Below are 12,699 nucleotides of genomic sequence, written 5' to 3'. Positions count from 1 at the left end.
GGGTTCGCCCCCCCCCGCCGCTATAAGCAAACCACGACCAAGTCGTGGTTTTTCTTTTCGATTTTTATTTCTCTCCTCTTTTGTCTATTCTTTAATCTTTTCTATTTTTTCTGAAAACTTTTTCCCGAAAAAAGCTTGCATTGACCGGGAATTGCTGTATACTAGTAAACGTGCTTATGAAAAGGCCCGTTGGTCAAGTGGTTAAGACACCGCCCTTTCACGGCGGTAACATGGGTTCAAATCCCGTACGGGTCATATGGAGGATTAGCTCAGCTGGGAGAGCATCTGCCTTACAAGCAGAGGGTCACAGGTTCGAGCCCTGTATCCTCCATTGTTCAGAAGGTTACCGGACGGTAACCTTTTTTTTTACAAAAAACTGAACATGGTTAAAATGTTATTTGTTACAAGTCCTGATAGGATTCACCAAATTGGTGAAGATGCCTTGTAACCGTGTAGCTAGTCTATAGGGGGACACACATAGATGGAAAAGCACTTATTTACGTCAGAATCAGTTTCAGAAGGACACCCGGACAAGGTCGCTGACCAGATCTCCGATGCCATTCTGGACGCGGTACTCGCCCAGGATCCGCAAGCCCACGTGGCCTGTGAGACTTCTGTAACCACAGGTTTGGTCTTGCTCTTTGGGGAAATCTCGACTACGGCTAATGTTGACTACCAGCAGGTCGCGCGCAAGACGATCCGCGAGATCGGCTACAATGACCCAGACCTGGGCTTTGACGCCGACAACTGCGCCGTTTTAGTAGCGTTGGACAAGCAGTCGCCTGACATCGCCGGCGGGGTTGATGAAGCCCTGGAAGTCCGGGGAGAAGACGACAGCGATGAACTCGACCAGATCGGGGCTGGTGACCAGGGGCTCATGTTTGGTTTCGCCATCAACGAAACGCCGGAACTGATGCCTTTGCCGATTTCCCTGGCCCACCGCTTGATGCGCAAAGTGGCCCAGCTGAGAAAAGAGGGGACCTTCCCCTGGCTGCGGCCAGATGCCAAGGCCCAGGTCACGGTGGAATACGATGACACCGGCAAGCCTAAGCGGGTGGACACGATCGTTATTTCGACCCAAACCAGCCCTGACGTGACTAATGAAGAGATCCGGGTGGCCATGGTCCACGACGTGATCAAGGAAGTCATTCCAGACAAGTTCTTGGATGACGAGACCAAGTACCTGATTAACCCGTCCGGCCGCTTCGTTATCGGGGGGCCGAAGGGGGACGCCGGTCTGACTGGCCGCAAGATCATCGTCGATACTTACGGCGGCTATGCCCGCCACGGCGGCGGTGCCTTCAGCGGCAAGGACGCCACCAAGGTCGACCGAAGCGCCTCATACGCTGCCCGCTACGTGGCTAAGAACATTGTCGCCGCTGGCCTGGCTGACCGCTGTGAAGTCCAGCTGGCCTACGCCATCGGGGTGGCCCACCCGGTTTCCATCATGATTGATACTGCCGGGACCGGCAAGGTGAGCGACCAGCTTTTGACTGAAGCTGTCCGGGCCAATTTTGACTTGCGCCCAGCCGGGATCATCAAGATGCTGGACCTGCGCCGGCCAATCTACAAGCAGACGGCTGCATATGGCCACTTTGGCCGCACTGACGTCGACCTGCCTTGGGAAAAGACCGACAAGGCGGAAGCCCTCCAGGCTTTTGTTAATGGCCGCAAGTAATATTTTTTACAATTGAATGCACGTAAGACATTAACGTAACATAAATTTCGTTGGAGAAAAGAATGAAGAAAACAAACGTGAAAATGGTCACGCTCGCTGTCTTTATCACCACTTTTATGTCCGCGATCGAAGGCACGATTGTGTCGACCGCGATGCCAACCATTATCGCCGATTTGGACGGGCTGGCAATCATGAGCTGGGTGGTGTCTGTCTTTCTGCTGATGACGGCAGTCTCAACGCCGATTTATGGGAAACTGGCTGATAGCGTAGGACGCAAGCCAGTTTTTTTATTTGGCATTGGACTCTTCGTGATCGGGTCAGCCCTCTGCGGCTTCTCGCACTCGATGGTGGAATTGATCACCTTCCGGGTCTTGCAGGGGCTTGGTTCAGGGGCTATCCAGACAGCCGGGGTGACGGTTTTAGCGGACATGTATGATATTGACAAGCGGGCTAAAATGCTGGGCCTGACTTCGGGCTTCTGGGGCCTGGCTTCGGTTATCGCCCCGCTTTTGGGCGGTTTTATCGTCCAAAAGCTGTCCTGGCACTGGGTCTTTATGATCAATGTGCCGATCGGCTTGCTCGCCTTTTTGCTGGTTGCCTTTTACCTGCATGAAGATTTTGCTAAAAATAAATTACGGATTGACCTCAAGGGCAGCTTTAGCCTGGTTATCTTCCTTTTATCCCTAATGCTGCTTTTGCAGGGGCTGGAAAAAGGATTTAACTGGACTCTGCTGCTTTTAGCAGCAATTATGCTGGTCAGCCTCTGGGCCTTTACCAAGGTGGAAAAAACAGCCGCTGACCCGATTATTCCTTTTAGCATCTTAAAAGACAAGGAATTTTTGGCGGTCAACATCTTGCAGCTCTTGGTTTCCGGGGTCGTGATCGGCTTTGAATTCTACATCCCGACCTGGCTGCAGGGGATCAACGGGGTCAGTGCTTCAATCGCCGGTTTCGCCATTACGCCAAGCTCCCTTTTGTGGGTCTGCGGGTCCTTTTTAGCCGGTGACCTTATGGGCCGGTGGGGGACGCAGAAGTACTTTGACGCGTCACTTTTGCTCTTAATTGGGGCAGACCTGGCCTTCATCCTGATTCCGACCTACACGCCATTTTGGGTCTTCTGCCTGATCGCCGTCTTCAACGGGATCGGCTTCGGCAGTATTGCCACGGCCAGCCAGATCCGGGCCCAGATGGTGGTTGACAAGAGCCAGGTAGGGGTGGCAACTTCCTTTAACACTCTGATGAAGTACTTGGGTCAAACTGTCATGATGGTCTTCTACGGGATGACCTTCAACGTGGTCGTGGCCAGTGGGCTCAAAAAGCAGCCTTCCTTGACCAGCGAGATGATGAACAAGATTGTCTCCCCAGTCCAGGCTAAAAGCCTGGATCCGGCCGTTTTGGCCCCTCTGCGGGAGATCCTGCATTCATCCATGCGGGGGATCTACATCGTTTCTCTGATTGCCTTGCTTTTGTCCTTGGTCTTCAACCATATCTACCGGCAAAAGCAGGATTAGTTAAAATATGAACGCAAACAAAAATCTGCTCACGGCATGTGAGCAGATTTTTTATTAAGGATTTAGTTTATTCTTTTTGTCCAAGGTCTTGAAAAAGAGCCAGCTAGCCAATGAACTGAAGGCCAGGCTCTCGCACCAGCCCCCTAAGACGTCGCTTGGCCAGTGGACGTGCAGGTACATTCTGGTAAAGCCAATCGACAGGGTGAAGAAGACGCAGAAGACGATCAACCAGGTCTTGACTGGCTTCTTTTTCACTAAGACGACGAGCAAGGCGATCAAGGTCAGGGCCAGGGTCATGGAACCGACCGAGTGGCCGGACGGGAAGGAGAAGCCATCGGCTTGAACCGCCTTGTCCATCCGGGGCCTCTGGCGCTGGATGATATTTTTGATAATTGAGTTGCAGGCGTTTGCCGCGATCATGGTTAAGCTGGCAAAAACTGCGTGGATATAGTTTCGCTGGTAGACCAGGAAAAGAACCAGGACTACGGTAAAGACTGTGATCGTCAAGGTATTGCCCAGCTGGGTCCAGTAAAAGGCCAGTTGCCTTTCTACCGGATTGTTGTTTCTGATTGCATTGTAGACTACCGTATCAAAAGTCTTGATAAAGGGATTCTTGCTGGCAATCAGGTAAACCCAAAAAGCGAAAAAGAGGCTGAAGGCACCGCAAAAAATTAAAAGCGGCTGATAATTAACTTTATTTCTTTTCATATTCAATTGTTTTTAATTTTTCTCCCTTGAAAAATTTTAGCCATGTGGTAAAGTATAATCGTTATCGAGAAAATAATAAAGGGCAGGGACTAGTAGAAATTTTTCTTTCTTCAGAGAAGAGCCGGTGGCTGCGAGGCTTGAAAGAGGAATTTTGAACTCACCCGGACAATGCCAAAGTGTTGTTTCGCTTTAAGAAACATTTGAGTGTCACACGAAAGCGTGGAACTTAGGTGGTACCGCGAAACAATTCGTCCTATGTTTGAACATAGGGCATTTTTTGTTTTTAGGAAAGGATTTATCAGATGTACAACCATAAAGTTGTCGAAAAGAAGTGGCAAAAGTACTGGCTGGAAAACAAGACTTTTAAGACCGGGACTGACCCGGAAAAGCCAAAGTACTACGTTCTTGACATGTTCCCTTATCCATCTGGCAAGGGCCTGCACGTTGGTCACCCGGAAGGCTACACCGCTACTGACATCATGGCCAGAATGAAGCGGGCCCAAGGCTACAATGTTTTGCACCCAATGGGCTGGGATGCCTTCGGTCTGCCGGCAGAACAATACGCCCTGCAAACTGGTAACGACCCGGCAACTTTCACCGACAAAAACATTGCCCACTTCAAGAAGCAGCTGCAAGCTTTGGGCTTCTCCTATGACTGGGACCGGGAAATCAAGACTACTGACCCGAACTACTACAAGTGGACCCAGTGGATTTTTGAACAAATGTACAAGATGGGCCTGGCCTATGAAGCTGAAGTACCGGTTAACTGGTCACCAGACCTGGGCACGGTTGTCGCTAACGAAGAAGTTATCGACGGCAAGACTGAACGGGGCGGCTACCCGGTTTACCGGCGCAAGATGCGGCAATGGATGCTGAAGATCACTGCTTATGCTGACCGTTTGCTGGACGACCTGGACGACTTGGACTGGCCAGAACCGATCAAGGAAATGCAAAGAAACTGGATCGGACGCTCAGTTGGGGCCCAGGTAACCTTCAAGATCAAGGACTCAGACAAGAGCTTTGCCGTCTTCACTACCCGGCCGGACACCCTCTTTGGCTGCTCATACACGGTTTTGGCCCCGGAAAACGAACTGGTTAAGGAAATCACCAGTCCAGAGCAAAAGGAAGCCGTTGACGCCTACATCAAGTCCATTGAATCCAAGTCTGACCTGGAAAGAACTGACTTAAACAAGGACAAGACCGGGGTCTTCACTGGTGCTTACGCTATCAACCCGGTTAACGGGGAAGAAGTGCCAGTCTGGATTTCTGACTACGTTTTGGCAACTTACGGGACCGGGGCAGTTATGGCCGTTCCAGCCCATGACGAAAGAGACTACGCTTTTGCCACTAAGTTCGGCCTGCCAATCAAGGAAGTCGTTGAAGGCGGCGACATCAGCAAGGAAGCCTTTGTCGGTGACGGGGTCCACGTCAACTCAGACTTTTTGAACGGCCTGCACAATGAAGAAGCCAAGGCCAAGATGGTTGACTGGCTGACTGAAAAGGGCGTCGGCGAAAAGAAGGTCAACTACAAGATGCGGGACTGGAACTTCTCCCGTCAGCGCTACTGGGGTGAACCAATCCCGGTCATCCACTGGGAAGACGGGGAAACCACTTTGGTGCCAGAAGACGAACTGCCGCTGCGCCTGCCTAAGGAAAGCAACATCAAGCCGTCCGGCACTCCGGAAAGCCCGCTGGCCAACTTGACTGACTGGGTCAACGTTGTTGACGAAAACGGCCGGAAGGGCAAGCGGGAAACCAACACCATGCCGCAATGGGCTGGTTCAAGCTGGTACTTCCTGCGCTACATTGACCCGCACAACGACAAGGCCCTGGCTGACCCGGAGCTCTTGAAGAAGTGGATGCCAGTTGACCTTTACATCGGCGGGGCAGAACACGCGACCCTGCACCTGCTTTACGCTAGATTCTGGCACAAGGTTCTTTACGACTTGGGCGTCGTTCCAACCAAGGAACCGTTCCAAAAGCTCTACAACCAGGGCTTGATCTTGAAGAACCATGAAAAGATGTCCAAGTCCCGGGGCAACGTGGTTAACCCAGACGACGTCATTGACGAATACGGTGCCGACAGCCTGCGGACTTACGAAATGTTCATGGGGCCTTTGAACGCGTCTATTGACTGGGATGACAACGGTCCTTCCGGTGTTAAGAAGTTCCTTGACCGGGTATGGCGGACTTTTGTCAATGACTTAGACCTGGATCCGATCCCATCTGAAAAGATCACTGACAAAAACGACGGCAAGCTGGACAAGATCTACAATGAAACGGTCAAGACTGTTACGGAACACTTTGAAGAACTGCGCTTCAACACGGCTATTTCCCAAATGATGGTCTTCATGAACGCCTGCCAAAAGGTCGACAAGATTCCGCGGGAATACGCTGAAGGCTTCGTGAAGCTGATGGCTCCGGTTGCTCCGCACATGATGGAAGAAATCTGGCATGTCTTCGGCCACGACGAAAGCGTGCAGTTTGCTGGCTGGCCAACTTACGACGCAAGCAAGCTGGTTGAAAGCACGGTTGAAATGGCGGTTACGGTCAACGGCAAGAAGCGGGGCAACTTCCAAATCGCCAAGGACGCAAGCAGAGAAGAAGCCCAAGCTGCCGCAACCGCTCTGCCGCACGTAAAGGAATTTTTGGAAGGCAAGGAGATCAAGAAGGTCATTGTCGTGCCAAACAAGATCGTGAACATTGTTGCCAAATAAATCTAAAATTTTCCTAAAAAATCAATTTATAGTATATTTCAAACTGGATCAGGAATATGATAGTAGGTTGAAGTATAAAGATTAGGGAAGTTTTATGGCAAAGAACAAATCACAGACCAACTCCCAGGCCCAGTTGTTAAAGGGCTCGGCCTGGATGACTATCGGCTCGATCCTGTCGCGGATTCTCGGGGCGATCTATATCATCCCTTGGTATGCCTGGATGGGAAGGTATGGCAACTTGGCCAACTCTCTGACGGCGAAGAGCTACAACATCTATAGCCTGTTCATTATCATCTCCACCGCGGGCATTCCAGGGGCGATCGCCAAGCAGATCGCCAAGTACAATGCCCTGAATGAGTACGGGGTCGGCCGCAAGCTCTTCAGGCACGGCCTGGCCTTAATGGGGGTCTTCGGGATTATCTCAGCGGCCTGCATGTACTTTTTGGCATTGCCGCTGACTGGCTTTAACCCCCAGGAAGTACCGGTGATCCGGAGCCTGGCTTTGGCCGTTTTGATCATTCCGATCTTGAGCATCCTGCGGGGCTATTTCCAGGGCTTCAACGACATGATGCCCAGTGCCATGTCCCAGTTCGTGGAACAGCTGGCCCGGGTGATCTGGATGCTTTTGACGGCTTATGTGATCATGCGGGTCCAGCACGGCAACTATGTTGACGCGGTAACCCAGTCCAACCTGGCCGCCGCGATCGGGGCCGTGTTCGGTATTGGCCTGCTGGTAATTTTTTATCTTAGGCAGAAGCGGACGGTTGATCCTTTGATTGCCCAGTCCAACAACCAGGTGCAGGTTTCAACCAACAGCCTGCTCTTTGAAATCATCCAGCAGTCGATCCCCTTCATCATCATTGACTCCGGGATCAACATCTTTCAGCTGGTGGACCAGTATACCTTCCACCCGATGATCGCCAGCTTCATGCACGTGCCTTATGACGCGATCGAAATCTGGTATGCCTTGTTCGGTTTGAACGCCAACAAGCTGATCATGATCGTGGTCTCCCTGTCAACGGCCATGGCGGTTACGGCTATTCCGCTCTTGTCAGGGGCCCACGCCAGAAGGGACTACCGGGATATTTCCCGGCAGATCGGCAATACCTTGGAACTTTTCTTGTTCGTTTTATTGCCGGCTTCGCTGGGGATGGCCGCGATCTCAGACCCCTTGTACACCATTTTCTACGGCTATGACCGGCTGGGGGCCCATGTCTTGTACCTGTCCTCCTTTACGGCCATCAGCTTGGGGATGTTTACGGTCCTCATGGCTATCTTGCAGGGTCTGGACGAGAACATGTATGCCATCCGCTACTTGATCTTTGGTTTGGTCATCAAAGCGATCGTCCAGTATCCGATGATCCGCCTTTTCAAGGTCTATGGTCCGCTTTTGGCGACCAACCTTGGCATTTTGGCGGTCATCGCCATGTCCCTCAAGCACCTTAGCGTGAAATACCGCTGGCGGGCTGACCGGATCATGCGGCGCTTTATCGGGATTGCCAGCTTCTCCATAGTGATGTTCGCGGCGGTCTTTGCTGCCGTTAAGCTGGGCGGCCTCTTCCTCAGCCCTTACCGGCGCTTGTCAGCCATGCTACTCAGCGGCTTGGCGGTAGCTGTCGGCGTGCTTGTTTACGGGGTCTTGAGTCTTAAGACCGGCCTGGCTGAAAACATTTTGGGCAGCCGGGTGACCCGGATCATGCAAAAGTTCAGATAATAGAATAGAACCAGTTAAGGATCCTCCATTTGGAGGATCTTTTTTTGCGCCTCTTTTGGGTATTTTTCCTTTTTCATTTTTGTCCAAAACGTTTATTCATGGAGAAAATCTTGCGAAAAAATTGCAAAAAGCCTAGGTACGGTAAGGGACGAAGCAGTTTTTTGATAAAAGTATTTTTTAGCTTGTGAATAAAAATAATTCAATAGTTGCCGGACTTTTAACAAAAAATACTTTTTAAAATGCTGTTATTTTAACAAAGGAAACGGTTACAGCAAATCCCTCCAAAAAAGCTTGTAAGAAAATGTTGACATTTTATCACAAAAGGACAATAATCAATAGTGAAAAGGCTTACAAGCCGAGTGATATTAGGTGAAAACAATGGAAATTAACGACAAGAAGGAATTGACTGAATAAGAACGCAAAAATGCATACGTTCTTTGGTTTAACCAACTGCGCCGCGCTGACGTGGCCTTGGTTGGGGGCAAATCAGCATCATTGGGTGAATTGACTTCAGGTACTGACGTGCCAGTGCCTTATGGTTTCGCAACGACCGCACACGGCTACCGGCACTTCATGGAAGTCAATGGCTTGAACGAGAAGGTAAATGCCTTGCTGGCAACTTTGAAGGACCCGGAAGACTCAGAAGAACTGCACCGGGTCTGCAGCCAGATCAGAAAGATCATGCGCGAGGCACCAATGTCGGAAGACTTAGCCGAAGACATCGGCAACTCATATGACGAACTGGCCAAGATGACCGGACAAAACGAACCATACGTTGCCGTACGTTCAAGTGCTACGGCTGAAGACCTGCCAGACGCTTCATTCGCCGGGGAACAAGACACTTACCTTAACGTTAGAGGCCGCAAGGACGTTATCCGCAAGGTCCAAGACTGCTACGCTTCCCTGTTTACTGACCGGGCAACCTACTACCGGATCAAGCAGAAGTTCCCGCAAGAGAAGGTGGCTCTGTCAGCCGCTGTCCAAATGATGGCCTTCTCCAAGTCAGCCGGGGTTATGTTCACGGTCAACGTTGCCAACGGTGATGATACCAAGGTTATGATCGAAGGTTCATGGGGCTTGGGTGAATACATCGTCCAAGGGACGGTTACCCCGGACAACTTCGAAGTTGACAAGGAAAGCATGCAGATCGTTAGCAAGACCATCAACAACAAGAACATTGAATTGATCCGTCTGCCAGGCGGCGGGGTTGAACAAAGAGACGTCCCAGAAGACATGGCCAAGAGTTCATGTTTGACTGATGAAGAAGTTATTGAACTTGCCGGCTACGCTAAACAAATTGAAAAGCACTATGGCTGCTACATGGACATGGAATGGTCCAGAGACCAAGACGACAAGCTCTGGCTCGTTCAAGCCCGGCCAGAAACTGTTTGGTCACAAAGAAAGAAGGAGGGCGGCGCCAAGGAAGCAACTGACGCTAAGGCTCCAAGCTCCAACAAGGTTTTGGTCAAGGGTCTGCCAGCCAGCCCTGGTGTAGCTTCAGGTATCGTGCACGTAATTGACGACCCGAAGGACATCGGTGACTTCAAGGAAGGCGAAATCCTGGTTACCTTGATGACTTCACCAGACTGGGTCCCAGCCATGAAGAAGGTGGCCGCTATTGTTACCAACAACGGTGGGATGACCTGCCACGCCGCTATCGTTTCCCGGGAAATGCAGATCCCATGTATCGTTGGTACTGCCAGCCGGGGGACCTTTGCAACCAGATTGCTGAAGACCGGCCAGGAAGTAACGGTTGACGCAAAGAACGGGGTTGTCTACCAAGGGGTGGCTGACGAAGTCGTTAAGCCAAAGAAGGCTGAGACTGCCCCAATGGCTGCAGCTGAATACTTCCCGCCAACGGCAACCAGAGTCATGATGAACCTGGGTGACCCGGACCTGGCTGAAAAGTACTCAACTTTGCCAGCTGATGGTATCGGTTTGATGCGGGAAGAATTCCTCTGGACCACTTACATCCACCAGCACCCGCTTTATTTGATCGAAACCGGCCACCCAGAACGGGTTGTCAACGAACTGGCTCAAGTACGAACCGCATGAACCAGCTGACCTGCTTGGCTGGCGCGGGGCAAGCCGCTACTACGACCCGAAGTACATCGAAGCCTTCAAGCTGGAACTGGAAGCAGTCAAGAAGGTTAGAAACGAATTCGGCTTGAAGAACCTGAATGTCATGATCCCATTCTGCAGAACTGTTGAAGAAGCAGAAAAGGTAACCAAGATCATGGCTGATGAAGGGCTTGAGCGCAGCCGCGACTTCAAGGTCTTCATGATGGCGGAAATTCCATCCAACATCATTTTGGCTGACAAGTTCAACAAGTACGTTGACGGCTACTCAATCGGGTCAAACGACTTGACCATGCTGATCATGGGGACTGACCGGAACAACGATGCCGTTTCCGCCCTCTACGACGAACGCAACCTGGCTGTTAAGCGGGCAATCCGCCACTTGATCAAGACCGCCCACAAGGATGGCAAGACCGTATCTATCTGCGGGCAGGCACCTTCAGAATACCCAGACTTCACTGAATTCCTGGTTAAGAGCGGGATTGACTATGTTTCCGTAAACCCGGACATGGTTAAGGAAACCAAGCTCAACGTAGCACACTTTGAACAAAGAATTCTGCTGGACAAGGCTACTGGTCTGGGGATGCAGGATACTGAAGACTACGAATGGTAATTAGATTGATTTGACCATAAGTCGCTCCGAAAGGAGCGGCTTTTTTGTTGAATAATTGCAAAAATCAAGCATTTTATTCCAATTTGACGTAAAATTAAAAATGAATTATCATCATTTTTTAGTAAAAAGCAGCACTTTAAGTTAAGAGGAAAGCAGATAAATGGCACAACAATACTACTCAATGGATCAAATCGCAAAATTGGCACAGATTTCCCAGCAGCAGGTCTACTACCTGATCAACATGAAGTTCAAGTTCAAACCGACCTTGACTGATCCCAGCGGCAATAAATTTTATGATGAGCGAGCGGTGGGGCAGATTTTCCAAGAACTGGGCAAGGTCCTGCCCAAGTCGGCAGCTTCGCCGGCAACCGACAATGGCCTGCTGGACATCAATGCCCTGGCGGAAACTACTGGCCTGGGCAAGAAGAAGCTGCGGATTTTTTTGCGGGAACACAAGGACTTGAAGCCAGACTTTGTTGATAAAAAGAACCACAACAAGAAATACTGGGGTCCGAGCGCCATCCAGTACATCAATGACCACTTCGGAGCAGAAGAAGCAAAGGCAGAAGAAAAGACCACGCAAGCAGAAGAAAAGACTACCGAAGTTGAAGGCAAAGCAGAAGCTGCAGAAGTTGTAGAAGCAGCAAAGACGGAAGAAAAGCAAGAACAAGCAAGCCAAGTAGAGGATGAAAACAAAGAAGTGACTACTGCAGAGGAAGAAGTCAAAGAAGAAGTAGTAGAAGAAAAGTCTGCTGCAGAAGAAGTCAAAGAAGAAGATAAGCCAGCTGGCCCGCGCTTTATCAAGAAGGCGCCGCGCCCGGCAACGGAAAAGTTGGCTGAACACCCGCAAGTTGAATTGCCTTTTGCCTTTGATGACAGCGAGGAAGCCGAAAACAAGGCTGAGGAGGCTGACAAGCCAGGCCGCGGGTCAGAAGTCAAGGAAGAAGCAAAGCCAGCGGAAAAAGCCGAAAAGAGCCATGAGCCGGCCAATGACCAGCAATTTGTTGTTAGAAAGCGCACTAACGACGACAAGTGGGGCCGGGGCGATTACGGCAAGCGCAGAAACAACCAGAGAAACAGCTACCAAAACCAGAACCGGATCAACAATTACTCTAAGCGGCGGGAACTTTTTGCCGGCAAGATGAAGCTGGTTACGGAAAAGGGGACTTTCTACACTGACCAGTTTGCCAGCCTGGAAGAACTGGCTGAATACGTCTTTTCATCCAAGGACGGCTTCATGAAGGTCGAGAAGTACAACCGGGGTGAATTTTCACCAGCCTACATCTCAACCAAGATCATCATCGAATTTGAAGAAGTTTAAAAAAGGCGGATCTGACGATCCGCTTTTTGCATGCTTTCATTAATAAAACTTTGCCTAATATTCCCGGTGCCTTGGCTGCCTCAGCAGAATACAAGCTGACCGGCAAGCTTGGTGTCTGCATGGGTTCAGCTGGCCCTAGTGCCATCCACTTGATGAACGGCTTGTACGACGCTAAGTACGACAAGACCCCAATGGTTGCCCTGGTAGCCAATGTTCCAACTCCTCGTCAAGACATCAACTTCTTCCAAGCCTTTGACGAAACGCCATGGTTCCGTGACGTTGCCGTTTGGGTCCACCAAGCCAAGACCAAGGAAGCTTTGCCAGTTTTGATGGACACTGCTATCCGTCAAGCTTACGA

Annotated in this window: 7 protein-coding genes, 2 tRNA genes, 2 pseudogenes and 1 riboswitch; of the genes and pseudogenes, 10 read left to right on the top strand and 1 reads right to left on the bottom strand. The window is 50.6% G+C overall.

The genetic code is table 11. The features are described from left to right. The 5 genes from FD23_RS10590 to FD23_RS06200 all read left to right on the top strand — a co-directional run. Positions 1 to 205: hypothetical protein (locus tag FD23_RS10590; RefSeq protein ID WP_236743899.1), on the top strand; the 205-nt coding region annotated here is incomplete at its 5' end. After that, a tRNA-Glu gene (locus FD23_RS06215) sits at positions 184 to 255 on the top strand. The genes FD23_RS10590 and FD23_RS06215, both read left to right, overlap by 22 nt. A 3-nt stretch (positions 256 to 258) precedes the next feature. Continuing rightward, positions 259 to 331, top strand: a tRNA-Val gene (locus tag FD23_RS06210). Between the two features lie 65 nt (positions 332 to 396). Then, positions 397 to 484: riboswitch (SMK box riboswitch) on the top strand. Then, positions 482 to 1,678, top strand: a complete 1,197-nt coding sequence (metK, locus tag FD23_RS06205) for a methionine adenosyltransferase (protein WP_052933723.1) — start codon at positions 482 to 484, stop codon at positions 1,676 to 1,678. (Overlaps the previous riboswitch by 3 nt.) 62 nt (positions 1,679 to 1,740) lie before the next feature. Beyond that, the gene (locus tag FD23_RS06200) at positions 1,741 to 3,189 is read left to right on the top strand and encodes an MDR family MFS transporter (protein WP_025896094.1); all 1,449 of its coding nucleotides are present in this window, start codon (positions 1,741 to 1,743) and stop codon (positions 3,187 to 3,189) included. A gap of 54 nt (positions 3,190 to 3,243) precedes the next feature. On the opposite strand, the gene FD23_RS06195 is transcribed toward FD23_RS06200, so the two are convergent. Next, positions 3,244 to 3,903, bottom strand: a complete 660-nt coding sequence (locus FD23_RS06195; RefSeq protein ID WP_025896092.1) for a phosphatase PAP2 family protein — start codon at positions 3,901 to 3,903, stop codon at positions 3,244 to 3,246. A 296-nt stretch (positions 3,904 to 4,199) separates the two neighbouring features. On the opposite strand from FD23_RS06195, the gene leuS reads away from it, so the two are divergent. The 5 genes and pseudogenes from leuS to FD23_RS10585 form a co-directional block, all read left to right on the top strand. Beyond that, positions 4,200 to 6,614 carry a leucine--tRNA ligase gene (leuS, locus tag FD23_RS06190; RefSeq protein ID WP_025896091.1) on the top strand — a complete coding sequence of 805 codons (2,415 nt, stop codon included), beginning with the start codon at positions 4,200 to 4,202 and terminating at the stop codon, positions 6,612 to 6,614. Between the two features lie 94 nt (positions 6,615 to 6,708). Beyond that, on the top strand, positions 6,709 to 8,328 hold the full coding sequence (locus tag FD23_RS06185; protein ID WP_025896090.1) for a putative polysaccharide biosynthesis protein: 1,620 nt from the start codon (positions 6,709 to 6,711) through the stop codon (positions 8,326 to 8,328). A 450-nt stretch (positions 8,329 to 8,778) separates the two neighbouring features. Next, positions 8,779 to 11,020 (top strand): annotated as a pseudogene (gene ppsA / locus FD23_RS06180) (phosphoenolpyruvate synthase). Positions 11,021 to 11,180: 160 nt separating this feature from the next. Beyond that, positions 11,181 to 12,341, top strand: coding sequence for a hypothetical protein (locus tag FD23_RS06175; RefSeq protein WP_025896089.1), 1,161 nt, complete (start codon positions 11,181 to 11,183; stop codon positions 12,339 to 12,341). Between the two features lie 65 nt (positions 12,342 to 12,406). Continuing rightward, positions 12,407 to 12,699, top strand: a pseudogene (locus tag FD23_RS10585) (thiamine pyrophosphate-binding protein); the annotation flags it as partial.

Origin of the sequence: Lactobacillus delbrueckii subsp. delbrueckii DSM 20074 = JCM 1012, from assembly GCF_001433875.1 — a bacterium.
Lineage (GTDB): Bacteria > Bacillota > Bacilli > Lactobacillales > Lactobacillaceae > Lactobacillus > Lactobacillus delbrueckii.
This window is presented reverse-complemented; position numbering and strand designations above follow the sequence as displayed.